The organism is Massilimicrobiota sp. mt181 (genome assembly GCF_055420065.1).
This window is the reverse complement of sequence record NZ_JBVAYN010000014.1, coordinates 46854-63375: the sequence shown is the minus strand read 5'-3', so window position 1 is coordinate 63375 and position 16522 is coordinate 46854. Positions and strand designations below refer to the sequence as shown.

Sequence of the window (16522 nt, the reverse complement as noted above, 5' to 3'; positions counted from 1 at the left end):
GGTCATATGAAAATTACAATTAATAAAGATATCATTGATATCCAAAAACCAACTACTCTAGAAAAAATTGCTCAAACATATTTTCCAGATCAGGACATTTATGCAGCTATTATCAATGGGAAACTCTATGAACTTCATCATGAAATTCATGACGATGTCTCAATAGAGTGGATAAAAGCCAATAGCATGATTGGCAAACAAATCTATGAACGTACATTAACTTTTCTGTTTATTGTTGCGACAAAGCAGCTGTTTCCTGATGCACGTATTCGTGTGGAATTTGCTTTTCAGGAAGGACTATACTGTACTATCCAAAAAGATGATTATCTAACACCTCAGGATACCTCTCAAATTAAACAGCGTATGGAAGAGCTGGTACAAGCCAAATGCATCATTACACGTCATCAGCTATCTAAAAGTCAAGCAATAAACTTTTTTCAACAACATCATCTTGAAGATAAAGCTGACTTATTACGTTATCGTGAAAAAGAAGAATGTAGTATTTATCAAATGGAAGGAATTTATGATTACTTCTATGGATTTATGCTTCCAGATACTTCCTATCTCAAACATATCTCTTTGCAGTTTTTTGCGCCCGGTATTAGATTAGGACAGGAAGATGTCATTTTTCAACATTTCAAACTCTTTCAAACTATGAAAGAATATGAAGAATGGGGTGAATTGATTGGTGTCCCTACTGTCGCAAAGCTCAATGAAAAAATTGTCAATGGTCAAATCAAAGAACTAATGTTGATGTCTGAAGCGATGATTGAAAAGAAATTAGCTGAATTAGCTAGTCAAATTGTCCAACAAAAAGACCATGTTAAAATGATTCTCGTTTCTGGTCCTAGTTCAGCCGGAAAAACAACATTTTCAAAACGTCTTGCTATTCATCTTCAAATCTTAGGTATGAAACCTATCACAATTTCTATGGATGACTTTTATCTTAATCGTATTGATACACCAAAATTACCTGATGGAAGCTACGATTTCGAAAACATCGAAGCCGTAGATTTAAAACTCTTCAATGAAACAATGTTACAGCTGATTCACCATGAATCGGTCTGTTTACCACATTATAACTTTAAAACTGGTCAAAGAAGCTATGATACACAACCAACTCTTTTAGGAGACGATCATATTTTGATTATTGAAGGCATTCATGGTTTAAATCCTCGTACATCATTCTATATTCCTAAAGAAGCTAAAATTAAAATCTATATCAATGCTTTAACACATCTCAATTATGACAATCATAATCGTATTCCTACCTCTGATTATCGTCTGATACGACGCATTGTCCGTGATTATCAATTTCGTAACTTAGATGCTAAAGAAACGATTCATCGCTGGAAAAATGTCAAAGCTGGTGAAGATCAGTATATCTATCCTTATCAGGAAGAAGCCAACTATATTTTTAATACATCCATGGTCTATGAATTATCTGTTTTAAAACCAATAGCACAAGCATTATTATCACAAATTCATCCTGATGAAAAAGAATTTACTGAAGCCAATCGTTTGAATAAGCTTCTTGATTATTTCGTCAGTGCCAAAGTCGATGTGCCACAAGTTTCCATTCTTGCTGAATTTGTTGGAAACAGTATTTTTGAATAAAAAAAGCGTCGATAAAGTTTTTAAGACTCTATCGACGTTTTTAACTATATAAACAAACTCACAAAATCAGAAAATATTTTCGCAATAAATTCTATAATGGTAATACAAAACTGACTGACACTCTTCATAAAAGTTCCAACCTGATTATCAGAGGTGTCCTGCAATGTGATTGCAGATTGAACTTCTTTTTGTGAAGAAATATCTTCTTCAAACTGATTAATCTGTCTTTCAAATAAAGTTTCAGAAACTTGATTCTGACCAAAGAAAAGACTAACAACACATATCAGAAGCAAAACAAAGCATAGATCAATCCAAAATTGCTTCATGCACTCAAATATTCATCTAATACCAAAGCTAAAATATTTAATGAGTTTTGAACTTCTTCATATGTGTTTTGATTCGCTCCCACTTCAATAAGCATCATATTATCTGTCACACCTTGATTATAATGACTCTGTTTGACATAAACGCCTCGACAAATTTTAGGAATTTTCTGATTTAACATATCTGATAACTTTTCACAGCGTTCATTCACAGCACTATAATTACGACTACCCTTCCCCACAACAAACATAAGTTTTGCATAATTTTTAGAATCAACACTGATAGTCGATAAACTCTTTTTAATGGAATCCCTATGAAAATCAATCACCAAATCATATTCCCCATGTTTTTCAACAGCCTGTGATAAATACTTTTGAGAAACAGTATAAGATTTCGCATAATCAATATGATTTTTTGTCTTATACAATTCAAAATCCGTTGTTTCATAATCCACTTCATATCCCTTATTTTCCAACAATTGCATCAAATAACGACTTCCTTCCTTGACTGATTTGGTGGCATATTCTTCACCCTGATGGGTGTTATAGATATAGATAGATTTTCCATTAGATTGCTGCTTTACACGATCAGTAGATAACGTAGAAACAACATTTTCAACACTTTCACTATAAATATTTTGAAAAGGAAGATTAAATAAAATAACAATGACCACCACAATCTTCAATATAATTTTAAAATTTTTATTCATTGAACCTTCCCCCTATAACTATACAATGAAATATATGCAAAAAAAGCCAGTTTTAGTACTAAAAAAGAAATTCACAAATGAATTTCTTAATAAGTTAAACTATTTATACTCGATGATAACAGCTTTGATAACATTTCAATATCAAAATCTATCTGCTTATCACTCATAACAAACTGACTTTCAATAGGATTTAAAACCTCATTTAATAATTGTATTCTTTTCTGTTCACTTAACTGACCTATTTCTCCTAAAATCAAGCGTCTTTGAACCTCATTTAATTTTCCTTCATAACGTTTACGTTTTCCTACCTTCAATGCCGAAGAAGGATCAAGTGACTCCTTAAAATAACCCTCCAATAAATTATAAACATCACTCACCAAACTAGAAACATGAATAACAGTTGGTACGCCAATAGCAAGAACAGGAACTCCCATTGTCAATTCACTGATACTTTTTCGATGATTGCCTATACCACTACCAGGATAAATACCGACTGTATTCATCTGAATGACACGACATATTTTTTCATAACTTTGCGCACATAATGCATCAATCGCAATAATCAAATCTGGTTGAAATTCCTGAACCAGAGCCAATAAAAGATCTGCTGTTTCCATACCTGTATGAGCCATCACTCCTGGTGCAATACACATCACATCATAATATTGATGACGATGGCGTTCTTCAATTGGATAATGATGAGTTGCACGAATTTGAAAGACGGTACGTGGTCCTATCGCATCACTTGTGAGAGTATGATTACCTAGTCCAATAATCAATATCTGAGGGTCAAGCTTTTGTGTTTTTTCTTTAATCAATGAAGAAAGTTGCTTTTGAAAATGATAAGAAATCTTCTCAAATTCCTGATAATCAGGAAAACTGATTTCGATATATCTTCCAACCTCATGGGGATAATACTCACTTGTTTGTAAAATATCAAATGTTTCAATAGCGACCAATCCATCTTCTTTTCTTTGATGCTTATAATCTTTATCTTTCGTTGCATAGCTCAGTGATTCAATAGCCAAGTCACTGCGTGTATAATATTTACTCATATTCTCACCATAATAAGTATTACCAAAAATAAAAAAATATAATCATTTATCAATAAAACATTGCATTTATCATCTATTTTTGATAGAATAACATGGCGAAAGAAAAGAAGCGAGGTGAAATACAATGGCAAACATGAAACAACAAATCAAACGTTATAAAAACGATGACAAAAAACGTTTAATCAACAATTCTTATAAAAGTGCTTTAAAAACAGCAATTAAAAAAGTAAGAGCTGAAGTTGAAGCTGGAAATAAAGAAGCTGCAGTTGCTGCATACAACGTAGCTGCATCTAAATTAGATGCTTCAGTTAGCAAAGGAATTCATCATAAAAACTATGCTAGCAGACAAAAATCTAAATTAGCAAAATTAGTAAACTCTATCGCTTAATGAGATAGGGTTTTTTATTTATCTTATATGTCAAGTTTTCTTGACATATATTTTGTATCATTCTATAATGAAAGTGTAAAGAAAACTTGACATGAGGTGATACAATGAACAAAGAAGATATTTTAAAAAGAAGTCGTCAACAACAACATCAGGAATATAACCATTTTCTAATATTCAAAACTATTCCTTTTCTTATGGGAACTTTTACCTTTTTATGCATATGTATGATGACTCTTTCATTTTTTAGTCCGTTTTCAGATGAGATCTTTTTGACCAGCTCGACATTATTATTAACTTTTTTAATTGTTTACAGCTTTGCTTACTTTTATTATATGCGTTTCTATAGATATCTCATACTCGCTCTTTTATTGCTTTGCCTTTTCTTTTACAGTATAAGTCGTTTATGGATTTTTATGTGGTAGGTGATGTTTATGAACAAAGAAAAAATTCTTTCAATATATCAAAAAGAAAAAGATGAAAGATTATTAATCAATCAAAGAAAAGCACTCACAAAAGGTTATATAGCAACAACCATCTTATCTATTTTTCTCATATTCTTTTCAATTGAGCTACAAGATACACCAACCGTATTTTATACTATTTTTATTCTTATTTTACCTATGGCTTCGATAACTTATGGCATGAAAGGATACATTGAAAAATCACGTTTTTATATAGTCTTAGCTTTATGCTGGTTTTTTATCTTTTTATTTTATGGTTATCGATATATGATGATTTTAATAGGTTAATATATGAACAATCAATTAATACTGAAAAATCATTTAAAAGAAATTAGAAATGAAAAAGGCCTCTCACAAATAGAACTGGCTAATATGGTAGGTGTATCAAGGCAAACAATTTCCTCTATTGAAAATGGACAATTTAATCCAACGGCTAAGCTAGCCTTAATTTTATGTATTGCATTAGATAAGAAATTTGAAGAGATCTTTTATTTTGATGTATCTATTTGACTTTCATAAGTCAGAGGATTATCATGGATATATGCAAAAGGAGGTATATATGGAACGTAAAAGTATTGCAATAAAAGATACATGGGATTTATCTCGTATTTATGCTAATCATCAGGAATTCTATGCTGATTTAGAAAAAGCGAAAGATTTATTATCATCTTTGCTTCAACAAAAAGATTCTTTTTTAGATAATGTTGATCAATTCTTAAAATTTCATCAAGATGAAACGATGTTATCTCGTTATATTCAAAAATTACATTGTTTTGCGCATTTACATTGTGATGTTGAACCAAATAATCAGGAATATCAGACAATGTATGCTGCAATTCTTTCATTCTATGATCAGGTGTCTGCATCATTAGATTTCTATACTGTGATGATGATTGATCATAGCGATCAAGTTTCTCAATATCTTCAAGATGAGAGATTGAAAGATTATCGTTATAGTTTACAGGAAGTTTTAAGACAAAAGAAACATGTCTTATCTCAAGAACTAGAAACACTCATTTCTAAAACATCTACAATCGCTGATGTCTCTTCACAAGTTTTTGATGCATTGAGATTAGATTATGATCCTGTGCATATCAATGGAGAAGAAAAATTCTTAAACAGTGCAACATTGACTGAATTTTTAAAGAATACAGATCCTCAAGTCAGAAAAGAAGCCTATCACAACTTTTTTAAAGAATATAAGAAATTTGAAAATGTTTATGCCGCAACATTATCAGGAGTTATGAAAAAAGATGCTTTCTATGCTGATGTCAAAAACTTTGAAGGACCATTAGAAGCTAGTCTTTTTGATGATAATGTCCCAACATCTTTATTCTTCAAAATTCTAGAAAAAGCCAATCAACAATATCGACCATTATTTCATCGTTATAATGCTTTAAAGAAAAAGATTTTAAATCTTGATACAATGTATAATTATGATTTAAATATTCCTTTAGTCAAATATCAAACCAAAAAATATACAATAGAAGAATGTTTTGATATTATTTTAGATGTTGTACAAATTTTTGGTGATGAATATGTTGATATTATCAAAAAAGCCAAAGATGAAAGATGGATTGATTATTATCCTCATGCTGGTAAACGTATTGGTGCTTATTCAAGTGGATGTTATGATACAAATCCATATATTTTAATGAACTTCATCGGTGATTATAATTCACTTTCTACAATGATTCATGAACTCGGACATAGTGCACACACATACTTATCTTGTCATTATCAATCACCAGTGAATTGTGATTATCGTATCTTTGTGGCTGAGGTCGCTTCAACAGTAAATGAAACATTACTCATTAATTACATGTTAGAACATGCTACCAGCAAAAAGGAAAAAGCCTATTTCTTATATGAGCTTTTAGAAAATTGTATTGGTCTTATTTTTAGACAACCTATGTATGCTGATTTTGAACATATTTTACACACATGGGCTCAAGAAGGAAAACCAATGTCATCACAAATGATTACAGATCTCTATTATACAAAAAATGCTGAATATTATGGTCCAGATATTACTATGGATAAATATGTTGGATATTCTTGTTATTATATTCCACATTTCTACTATAACTATTATGTTTATAAATACACTCTAGGAATGACTGTTGCATTAGCCATTGTTTCACGATTACTTAAAGGTGATGCAAAACAAAAAGAAGCTTATCTCAACTTCTTAAAATCAGGTGGCAGCAAAGATCCTGTTGACCTCTTAAAAGATGCTTTAGTCAATCCTTTAGAAGATCAATTATATGATGATGCTTTCCATTATTTTGAAACAATCTTAAATGAATTTGAAGACATCATCAAAGACATTTAAAGCACTTCAAGACGAAGTGCTTTTTGTTTCAAAGAATATTTCATGACAGGGAAACCAATAGTTGACAAGGGGTTGGTAGCTTCTTTTCTACAATTTGATATAATAAAATCAAAGGAGGACTACAATATGTCATTAGGCGAAAATATTAAAAATGAAAGACAGAAACTGAAACTATTACAAGAGTATATTGCTGAAAAACTTGGTGTAAGTAGACAGGCAGTTTCAAAATGGGAAAGAAATCAAAGTGAACCAACAACGAAGAATCTTATTGAACTAGCTGATTTATTTCAAATCAGTTTATCCGAATTAACTCATACAAAAGAAACGATTTCTAAGACTATTCCGATTACTAATCAGCATATCAAATGTAGTTATTGTGGACAAAAAGCTCAATATTTTCTAGATCAAACACAGTCAAAGGCTTATTGTTCTTTAAAATGTCAATTATCTCATGATATGGCTTTAGAAAAAATTCAAAAACAATTAAAATGGTTTTATCTTGGAATAGCTTTATCTGTTATCCTTTTATTTGTCAGCGCTTTTCCCAATTTACCATTTCAAAAAAACTATTTGACAGGAGCAGGAATGTTATGCCTAGGTATGACAATGATTTTATTTCCATTCTGTACACCAGAAACATATCAAAAACTAGGATATCTCAAAAGTAAGAAACTTGCTCGTGTTTTAGGTTATCTTATTGAAATCTATGCTCTTTTTATATTATTTTTTTGATAAATATCAAATCTTATTGATTCTATTTTTCAATTTTCAAGAAACATGAGTACTCCTCAACAATGATGATGAATATCCCTCAAATCGTAAAACAAAACTCATCTATTTTGAGATGACAGTCCTTCTGTTATCTCACTATTTTTATATAGTTTTCAAAATGTTATTGAAACAACCTCACTGTCACTTTTTCTTCTTGAAACAATGGAACTTGAGGAGGATATAATGTTCCAATGATCATAATCATCACAATCATGATAAGACATATCGTTTCTAATATAGGAAAAGATGATTTACTATAACAATAGAAATGTAAAGATATAGAATTTCCTATAAACAATGCCATCCATAACAAAACAATATCAAAAATCAAACTTTCTATACCTAGACCATAACGGACAAAATAATAGATAAACAATAAACTTAACAAACCACTGACAATTCCCCATAACATAGCTTGTCTATATTTTCTTATCTCTTTCTTTTTAATAAGATAAATGACAAGATATCCTATAAGCATAGGATAAACCAATAATTTTAAATGCTCAAAAACACTTTCATTTGTAGATGCAAAAAGAGATATGATGGGATAAGGGAAAAGATCATAAAGAAAATGTAAAGCTGTTCCCAGTAAAAATTCTAAACTGGATATAATCAATATCATACATATCACCATTTATATATATGACAATATGACGATTCTTATTCAATGACTAGGTGATTATAAATCTCTATATTGAATAGCATTTCTTTAATAGAATGATTTTTCTTTAGTATAGAATGGATTTCTTTTTTGAATGACTTCGTGTATAATGAAAACAGAAACGAGGTTATATTATGTTAAGAACACAAACAAGATCTTTCAAAATTGGAAATTTAACAATGGGTGGCAATAATCATGTCATCATTCAATCTATGTGTAATACCAAAACAAAAGATGTAAAAGCAACTGTGCAACAGATTCATGAATTGGAAAAAGCAGGTTGTGAAATGGTGAGAGTTGCTGTCTTTGATAAAGAAGATGCTTTTGCGATTGCAGATATCAAAAAGCAAATTCATATTCCTTTAATTGCTGATATTCATTTTGATTATCGCTTAGCTTTATTAGCTATTGAAAATGGTATTGATAAAATTCGTATTAATCCTGGAAACATTGGTTCTATGGATAAAGTCAAAGCTGTTGTAAAAGCATGTCAAGATAAACATATTCCCATTCGTATTGGTGTGAATGGTGGTTCATTAGAAAAAGATATCTTAGAAAAGTATGGGAAACCAACAGCCCAAGGTATGATAGAAAGCGCACAAAAACATGTTGATATTTTAGAATCTTTAGATTTTCATGATTATGCCATTTCATTAAAATCTTCTAATACATTATTAACAATTGAAGCCTATACTCTTGCCAGTCAGACTTTTGATTGCCCTTTACATATTGGTGTAACTGAAGCAGGAACAAAACTTGGTGGAACAATCAAATCAAGTTTAGGTATTGGTACATTATTATATCAGGGAATTGGGAATACAATTCGTGTCTCTTTAAGTGCTGATCCTGTTGAAGAAATCAAGGTTGCGAAAACATTATTAAAAGAATTGGAACTGATTGATGATGTCCCAACATTGGTCTCTTGTCCAACTTGTGGGCGTATTCAATATGATTTAATTCCTGTTGCTAGTGAAATCGAAGACTTCCTCAATACAATCCATGCCGATATTACAGTAGCCATTATGGGGTGTGCTGTTAATGGTCCTGGTGAAGCTAAACATGCTGACATTGGTATTGCTGGTGGTGTTAAAGAAGGTTTATTGATTAAAAAAGGTGAAGTCATTAAAAAGGTGAAACAGGAAGATATGGTTCAGGTTTTAAAAGAAGAAATATTAAAAATGGTTGAAAAGCAATGATCAAAAGTCATTGCTTTTTATAATATTATCACTTCTTTGAATGTGTAACTAATTTTTATCTTAAATCGCAAACAATATAACCTCTAATAACAAAAGTTTATATAAAAAATCTAGTATATCTATTTAGCCAATATTGCTTTCATATACAGAAATATTGATATTCTTCTAAAAAAAACATCTTATAAACAATACTATTTTTAATTAACTTATTATTTTCATCAAGATTATATTTATAAATTTTTCTCAGCAACTTATATGAAACATTTCCCACAATAGATAAATCCTTTATATGTTTTATTTATCTTTTCAAATACAAAAAATTAATATATTTCATTATATATCAATATAACCAATATCAAAGAGCAGTACTAATTTGTATTATTAATAGCACTGCTCTTTTTAAAATATATTATGTTTTATTGTAACTTCTACTCAATTAAAATGTTTATATTAAAACAACAACATATGGGTATATTACTTTGTATATATTTATTCATTTATATTATAAATTATTTTTCATTAAATCAACTACAACTGGATCTTTAGGATAAACACCTTGTGCTTTTAACTCTTGGATTTTATCTTTAAATTGTGGGAGATATTTTTCATGAGCAACTAACATTTCATCCAACATTTGTTTTGCATTATGACCACTAATGATGCATGGGTTCATCATAAAAGCTTGTAAAGCCATACCATAATTACCAGTTATTGCTGCCTCTATTGTACATTCTTCCATGGCTTTCATAAGTTGTAACCAACCTCTCTCAGCTGATTGAAATTCTCCCCAAGCTATAGGTTGAGCTCCCTGCCCAGTGATATAAGCTGATACTTCTACAATACTATCATTAGCTAAGCAACTTATTGCTCCATCATTTTGAGTAGAAACTACCATCATATGACGTTTATCATTGTATATTGCACTAACACACTCACATGCTGCATTTGAATAATTCTTTCCACCTCTTTTCTCCAGTAATTTTGGTTTTTCTTTTAAATTTGGATCTTTATATAATTCAAATAATTCATCCTCTGTTTTCTTTACCATCTCTGCTCTAGTTTCATTTCTCAAATATTCTTCATATCCATGTTGATATAAAACATCATAATTATAATAATAACGATGATAACCACAAGGTATACAGTCCATCACTTCTTGTTGCTCTCTTTCTGGTGGAATATCCAAAATATTAACTGGCACACCCATATCAACACCTTCATATGTTTTCTGGACTATTTTGTCTTTCAAATTATTTCCATATTTATCTGTAACTCTATGCCAATGAAAATGATTAAGCCCAGCAAAACGATAAATGCAATCTTCTTGAGACATTCCCAATGCTTCTGGTTCTCTTATCATTAAGTTAACTCCAACATTACAAAGACCAATACATTTCTTCCATTTCCCATGTTTAATTATAGCTTCAGTAACCATTCCAGATGGATTAGTAAAATTGATTAACCATGCATTCGGACACAGTTCTTTCATATCGTTAACAATGTCTAATATAACAGGTATAGTTCTAAAAGCTTTAAAAATACCTCCAGCACCATTTGTTTCTTGTCCTAACATTCCATAAGAAAATGGAATTCTTTCATCTTTAATACGTGCATATAATCTTCCAACTCTAAATTGCGTTGTTACAAAATCAGCATCTTTTAATGCTTCTCTTCGATCCAATGTCAAATGAACCTTTACTGGATAACCAGCAGCATCCCACATACGTTGTGCAAGATTTCCTACGATTTCCATTTTTTCTTTTCCTTCCTCAATATCCACCAACCAAATTTCTTTAATAGGAAGTTCATGATATCTTTTAATAAATCCCTCCATTAATTCAGGTGTATAACTGCTTCCTCCTCCAATTGTAACAATTTTTAACTTATCTCTCATAACTATTCTCCTTTCTTTTCTTTTTCATATAATTTATTTGAAATAAGTACAAATGGTAAATAAATCAAAAATGCAATAACAAAAACCATTAAACATATCCAAATAACATTTAAACTTTGGTAACCAACAAATGGTCGAATGAAAATTGGTAGACCAAATGGTTGATCAACTGTACTACATGCAAGTAAACCAAAGTAATGAACAGCATATCCAAACAAGCCAGTAACGATAGGCGCTAAAACAAATGGAATTAATAGAATTGGATCTAAAATAATTGGTAGACCAAACATAGCTGGTTCACTAATACTAAACAATGCAGGAATAAGGCATGCTTTAGAAATTTGTTTATGCTCATCTCTTTTCGAAAACAAAATCAAACAAACGAGTAACGAAATAACAATACCGCTTCCTCCAGCAGCTAAAAAGGTAACATTAAAAGCTTTTGTAAACCAATGTGTAGCAACCGCTCCACTATTAACCGCTTCAATGTTGGCTGCTAAACCTGCTATCATTAACCCTTCTGTCACTGAGCTCATTACCATACCACCATGTATTCCAAACCACCATAAAATTTGTGTCATAAATACAATAATAATAAGGCCAAGTGGTGTTTCAGTAATTGAATGAAATGGTGCTTGTAAAACATTATAGAACCATTCATTGATATAATAACCCGTTCCTGATTTAAACATTCCTCCTATAATAGCCATTAAAAATAATACAATTGCCGCAGGAATAATAGCATTAAATGAAGATGAAATACCTTCAGGAACCTCTTTAGGCATTTTAATTTTTATTTTTTCAAATTTCATTAAGAAACTAAATAGCTCTACAGAAATAATAGCTACAAAAATCGCTAAAAACAACCCTTGAGCATTTAAACTCGAAGCTGATAAAGTATTAGACACAATTGCTGATGCCTCATCAATTGTTGCTTGAACTTCTTGAGGGATTAACGAGATATAACAACAAAATGCAATTCCTGCTGCAGTATACGATTTCATCCCATTTTTCTTTCCTAATAATCCACCTAAAATGGCTACAATAATTAATGACATACATGATATCGTAGCAAAATTCAAAGCATTAAAGGCTGGTTGTAATAATGTTAACCATGAGAATATATCAATAGCTGCTAATCCAATCGTATCTGAACACAATAAACTAGAAAACAAACTTGCAAATGAACCAACCATAATAAATGGCATATAAAGCACAAATGTATCTCTAATAGTTGTTATATATTTATTTGTATTCATGAATTTAGCGAACGGCATTAATAATTTAGATATTTTGTCAACGAGCGCATTCATTTTCTTTCTCCTTTTCTAATAATTTTTCTGCGAATTTTACTACCGCCTCACCATTGCATCTTCCATAATCAATGGATGGAATAATTTCTACTGGCACACTATCCCCTACCATTTTTTTTACATCATCTTTTATAAAAGATACTTGTGGTCCTAATAATAAAACATCAAAATTTCCCAACTCTGATGATATGGCTGTTTGATCAACTGCCCATATCTGATAATCTTTATGTGCTGCTTGACAAGCTTCTCGCATAGATTTAACAAGTAAGCTTGTTGACATTCCTGCACAACACGCCAATAAAATTTTCATATCATATTACCTCTTTCCAATATTTGAATTTTTTTGTAAAGTTCCATAAACTCTAGACTATTTTCTTTTGCTAGCATAGCATTATTTATATGATCTTGTGCATGAATAAGAATTAAGTTTAAGCTAACTCCTTCTCCATTACATTCATTTTGAATTAATTCTGTTTGAATCTGATGAGCTATGGTCAATTCATTCATAGCTTCCTCCATATACTTTTTTGCCTGTTCAAAGTTATAATTTCTTGATTCTATATTTGCTTTCATGCACAAAGATTTTGCATTTCCTGCATGTAATATAATATTAAATGATATTTGTATATTTTGATTCATGATTTACTCCTCCAATAATTGTTCAATGAAAATAGAATATTGACGATGATTGATTATTGTTTTTATTTTTTTACGATTCATAAGTAAATCTGCTGTTTTTTCATAAAAATTTTGAATGATAGATTTATCAATTGGTTCTCTTCCTAATACAAGCATATAAATTAATTGTACTTTTTCTTCATTCCAGACAATTGGCTTATTTAAAATACCGATAGCCACAAACGTGACATCTGTGCACGGATGACAAGGATGAGGAAAAGCAACACCTTTACCAAATTCAGTAACAGATAGTTTTTCACGTTGCATGATTTCATCATATAAACACGAATCTACCTTTCTTACTTTTGATATATTGTCAATCATTTCCTTTATAACTGCTTCTTTATTTTCACTAGAAATATACGAAAAAAATAATTGTGAACTATAAAACATACATATATCTATTGATGAATAATTTAAAGTTTTCTGAATAGTTTTAATCTCTTCATCATTTAAAAACATATGAATATAAATCACTGGAACATCTAAATGTTGTAATATAGGTACTGTTGAAAAAATATAATGATATTGTTTTAAGTCTACATATTTAATTTGTGAAGAATTACATACATCCGCTTTTTCAATATAATCAGAGAACTTATTTACAAATTGATATTTTAAAAATTCTGAACTACCCAATCCTGTTGAACAAACCAAAAGAATATTTTTCTTTTTAATTTCTTTTTTTTCTAATGCCAAATTAAAATGTAATGCAATATATGCTATCTCATCATCATTGAGATGTCTCTTGAGGTGCTTAAAAATAACATGATCACTTGATAAAGCAATAATATATGCCAATTGACATTCATTTTTTATATTTTTTAACATTGGATTTTGTTGAAATAAATTATACTTTAAACGAACATTCAACGTTACAAAATGCAAACAAAGTGCTACATATAAATCAAAATTGTGACGAAAATCTATTTGATAAGTTTGATAAACATTATCCAAAATTTCTGTAACAAGATTATGTATTTCAGATGAAATAACAATATCATCTTTACTGTCAAGCATATTTTTTTCCAAAAGTCTTTTAGCTGCTAGATGTATTGTTACATAACAAATTTCTGTCTCTGTAACATCGACTGAGAACTCTTGGGAAATATCTTTCATTATTTTATCAGCATAAATATATTCAGGATATTCCTTTATTTTAGAAATCTCATTAATACTCAAGGGAGAAATATAAGTGTTTTGTTTCATACGTTGCAAAGCAACAAATAAATGGACTAATAAATTTTGAAAACAGAAATCGGATATTTGATATTTTTCGTTAATAATGCTGTTAACAATATTTCCTAATTTTTTTATTGTATCATTATGATTATCTAAAAAAGTATCATCCTTTTTTATGAGACTATTAACAAGACATAATCTGAAATTCATTTCTTCGCCTACAATTTTAATTCCATCTCTTGAAGAGCAATATTCTAATTGATAATCTGATAAAATGCCTTTTATGTCATCCAATAAGTTAATCAAAGTTGTGCGCGAAACATATATAAAGTCCGCTAAAAATTCCAAATGTGTATAATGATCATTATTAACCATTAAATACTGCAAAAGAATCTGTATTCTTTCTGATTTGCTCTCTAACGTTAATGTTCTATTTTTTGATTTATAAAGGTTTGATATAAAGAATTATCATCAATTTTTAAAAGATATCCCGAACCAATCTTAGACACAATCTGCGCACCATTGGATTCTAAGATTTGATTAATAATTTTTAGGTCATTATGGACTGTTTTTTGTGAACACCCTATCTGCTCAGATAAGCTTTTAGACGTCATATACTTATCTTGAGACAACAATTCAAGATACTTTAAATACCTTTTATTTATTTTCATAATTTCTATATCCTCCTTTACAAGCCTTATTATAAAAGAATTCAAATATCCAATAAATACCATTTAATACCATAATCATTATGGTAATTTCCAAATTGTATAATCATATTTTATAATATATTTTGACATATATATTTTCCTTATTATGTAAAATAACTATAAATTTCTATATTAAAAGTGCTAGAAAGATAACATCATTAAATCAAAAAATCATACAAATAAAGACTTCGTATACTACAAAATTTCACTTATACAATAAGCTATAAAAAAAGATTGCCTTTCGACAATCTTACTCTACTATAAATTTTGCACTATTTAAAATTAACTGACTTGCCTGAATACGATTTAAATCACGTCTTAAACCTTCCAAATCAATCTTTTCTAAAATATCCTTTTTATCCATTTGATATTGTTGTGACATCAATTCAACTTGACGATCAACTTCTTCATCAGTTGTCATTAAGTTTTCAACTTTCACAATCTCATCAATAATTGCTTCAAAAATAGCCTGTTGTTTTGCTGCTGGCATTAATTGAGCATGTAATGCTTCCATATCCATACCCATCATTTGAAGATATTGTTCTAAAGCCATACCTTGCTGTGCTAATTCATTTGTCACATATTGAACATGTTGCGCTAATGCTTTTTGAATATCTTCGTCATCAACTTCTACATCACTATTTTCAATCAAAACACCTAAAACTTTATTTTCTTTTTCAGCTCTTAATGTTTGTTCATTTTGACCTTCTAAACTTTTTCTGATTTGCTTTTTAAAATCTTCCACTGTTTCAACATCTGGTATTTGGAAAGACTTGACAAATTCTTCATTCAATTCAGATTTTACCTTTTGCGCAATATGATGAACAGTCACTTTAAAAATCACATCTGCGCCTGCTAAATCTTGAGCTCCATAGTTTTCTGGGAAAGTTAAATTTAATTCTCTTGTTTCTCCTTTTTCCATTCCTAACATTTGTTCTTCAAAACCAGGAATAAAAGAACCAGATCCAATTTCCAATTGATATCCTTCAGCTTTTCCACCATCAAAAGCCACACCATCTTTAAATCCTTCAAAATCAATTGTAGTGATATCACCATTTTCTACAAGTCCTTCTTTTTCAACAAGCTGACTTTTTTGAGATAATAAATTCTCTATTTCTCTTTCTACATCTTCGTCATGTACAGGACGTGAAGTGATTGTCACTTCAATACCTTTATAATTTCCTAATTGATTAACTTTACTCATATCTCTAATCCTTTCTTTTTGAAA

19 protein-coding genes are annotated in these 16522 nt (G+C 29.9%); 8 read left to right on the top strand and 11 right to left on the bottom strand.

Features of this window, described 5'->3' with window-relative positions; genetic code table 11:
- Positions 1–6 precede the first annotated feature (6 nt).
- Positions 7–1617, top strand: a complete 1611-nt coding sequence (locus ACZYT4_RS09225; protein WP_463784937.1) for a uridine kinase family protein — start codon at positions 7–9, stop codon at positions 1615–1617.
- A gap of 44 nt (positions 1618–1661) precedes the next feature.
- Here the strand turns inward: ACZYT4_RS09225 and ACZYT4_RS09220 are convergent, their stop codons facing one another.
- The 3 genes from ACZYT4_RS09220 to gpr all read right to left on the bottom strand — a co-directional run bounded on the left by ACZYT4_RS09220 (position 1662) and on the right by gpr (position 3705).
- Positions 1662–1943 carry a hypothetical protein gene (locus ACZYT4_RS09220; protein WP_463784935.1) on the bottom strand — a complete coding sequence of 94 codons (282 nt, stop codon included), beginning with the start codon at positions 1941–1943 and terminating at the stop codon, positions 1662–1664.
- Complete coding sequence (gene spoIIP / locus ACZYT4_RS09215) at positions 1940–2650, bottom strand: stage II sporulation protein P (RefSeq protein WP_463784933.1); 711 nt, start codon at positions 2648–2650, stop codon at positions 1940–1942. Before spoIIP ends, ACZYT4_RS09220 begins: the two co-directional genes overlap by 4 nt.
- Positions 2651–2736: 86 nt before the next feature.
- A complete protein-coding gene (gene gpr / locus ACZYT4_RS09210; RefSeq protein WP_463784928.1) occupies positions 2737–3705 on the bottom strand; it encodes a GPR endopeptidase in 969 nt (322 codons plus the stop codon).
- Between the two features lie 124 nt (positions 3706–3829).
- On the opposite strand from gpr, the gene rpsT reads away from it, so the two are divergent.
- The 6 genes from rpsT (at position 3830) to ACZYT4_RS09180 (ending at position 7621) form a co-directional block, all read left to right on the top strand.
- Entirely contained in the window at positions 3830–4093 is a 264-nt protein-coding gene (rpsT, locus tag ACZYT4_RS09205; RefSeq protein WP_463784925.1) for a 30S ribosomal protein S20, read from the top strand.
- A 104-nt stretch (positions 4094–4197) separates the two neighbouring features.
- The gene (locus ACZYT4_RS09200) at positions 4198–4515 is read left to right on the top strand and encodes a DUF6442 family protein (RefSeq protein ID WP_463784923.1); all 318 of its coding nucleotides are present in this window, start codon (positions 4198–4200) and stop codon (positions 4513–4515) included.
- A 9-nt stretch (positions 4516–4524) separates the two neighbouring features.
- The gene (locus tag ACZYT4_RS09195) at positions 4525–4842 is read left to right on the top strand and encodes a DUF6442 family protein (protein ID WP_463784921.1); all 318 of its coding nucleotides are present in this window, start codon (positions 4525–4527) and stop codon (positions 4840–4842) included.
- Between the two features lie 3 nt (positions 4843–4845).
- Complete coding sequence (locus tag ACZYT4_RS09190) at positions 4846–5064, top strand: helix-turn-helix transcriptional regulator (protein ID WP_463784917.1); 219 nt, start codon at positions 4846–4848, stop codon at positions 5062–5064.
- A 49-nt stretch (positions 5065–5113) separates the two neighbouring features.
- Positions 5114–6889: an oligoendopeptidase F gene (gene pepF, locus ACZYT4_RS09185; protein WP_463784916.1), complete on the top strand. Its 1776-nt coding sequence runs from the start codon at positions 5114–5116 to the stop codon at positions 6887–6889.
- A gap of 126 nt (positions 6890–7015) precedes the next feature.
- Complete coding sequence (locus ACZYT4_RS09180; RefSeq protein WP_463784915.1) at positions 7016–7621, top strand: helix-turn-helix domain-containing protein; 606 nt, start codon at positions 7016–7018, stop codon at positions 7619–7621.
- A 160-nt stretch (positions 7622–7781) separates the two neighbouring features.
- On the opposite strand, the gene ACZYT4_RS09175 is transcribed toward ACZYT4_RS09180, so the two are convergent.
- Positions 7782–8282 carry a DUF6512 family protein gene (locus ACZYT4_RS09175; RefSeq protein ID WP_463784911.1) on the bottom strand — a complete coding sequence of 167 codons (501 nt, stop codon included), beginning with the start codon at positions 8280–8282 and terminating at the stop codon, positions 7782–7784.
- Between the two features lie 173 nt (positions 8283–8455).
- On the opposite strand from ACZYT4_RS09175, the gene ispG reads away from it, so the two are divergent.
- A complete protein-coding gene (ispG, locus tag ACZYT4_RS09170) occupies positions 8456–9517 on the top strand; it encodes a flavodoxin-dependent (E)-4-hydroxy-3-methylbut-2-enyl-diphosphate synthase (protein ID WP_463784907.1) in 1062 nt (353 codons plus the stop codon).
- Positions 9518–10019: 502 nt separating this feature from the next.
- On the opposite strand, the gene ACZYT4_RS09165 is transcribed toward ispG, so the two are convergent.
- The 7 genes from ACZYT4_RS09165 to tig all read right to left on the bottom strand — a co-directional run bounded on the left by ACZYT4_RS09165 (position 10020) and on the right by tig (position 16498).
- Positions 10020–11411 (bottom strand): 6-phospho-beta-glucosidase, encoded by a 1392-nt coding sequence (locus ACZYT4_RS09165; protein ID WP_463784905.1) that lies wholly within the window; start codon positions 11409–11411, stop codon positions 10020–10022.
- A gap of 2 nt (positions 11412–11413) precedes the next feature.
- Positions 11414–12724 carry a PTS sugar transporter subunit IIC gene (locus tag ACZYT4_RS09160; protein WP_463784901.1) on the bottom strand — a complete coding sequence of 437 codons (1311 nt, stop codon included), beginning with the start codon at positions 12722–12724 and terminating at the stop codon, positions 11414–11416.
- Positions 12708–13034, bottom strand: a complete 327-nt coding sequence (locus ACZYT4_RS09155) for a PTS sugar transporter subunit IIB (protein ID WP_227213896.1) — start codon at positions 13032–13034, stop codon at positions 12708–12710. Before ACZYT4_RS09155 ends, ACZYT4_RS09160 begins: the two co-directional genes overlap by 17 nt.
- The gene (locus tag ACZYT4_RS09150) at positions 13031–13363 is read right to left on the bottom strand and encodes a PTS lactose/cellobiose transporter subunit IIA (RefSeq protein WP_227213897.1); all 333 of its coding nucleotides are present in this window, start codon (positions 13361–13363) and stop codon (positions 13031–13033) included. The genes ACZYT4_RS09155 and ACZYT4_RS09150 overlap by 4 nt, the downstream gene beginning before the upstream one ends.
- A 3-nt stretch (positions 13364–13366) precedes the next feature.
- A complete protein-coding gene (locus ACZYT4_RS09145) occupies positions 13367–14959 on the bottom strand; it encodes a BglG family transcription antiterminator (protein ID WP_463784896.1) in 1593 nt (530 codons plus the stop codon).
- Positions 14960–15006: 47 nt separating this feature from the next.
- Positions 15007–15255, bottom strand: a complete 249-nt coding sequence (locus tag ACZYT4_RS09140) for an HTH domain-containing protein (RefSeq protein ID WP_463784894.1) — start codon at positions 15253–15255, stop codon at positions 15007–15009.
- A gap of 289 nt (positions 15256–15544) precedes the next feature.
- Positions 15545–16498: a trigger factor gene (gene tig, locus ACZYT4_RS09135; RefSeq protein ID WP_463784892.1), complete on the bottom strand. Its 954-nt coding sequence runs from the start codon at positions 16496–16498 to the stop codon at positions 15545–15547.
- Between the last annotated feature and the right edge of the window lie 24 nt (positions 16499–16522).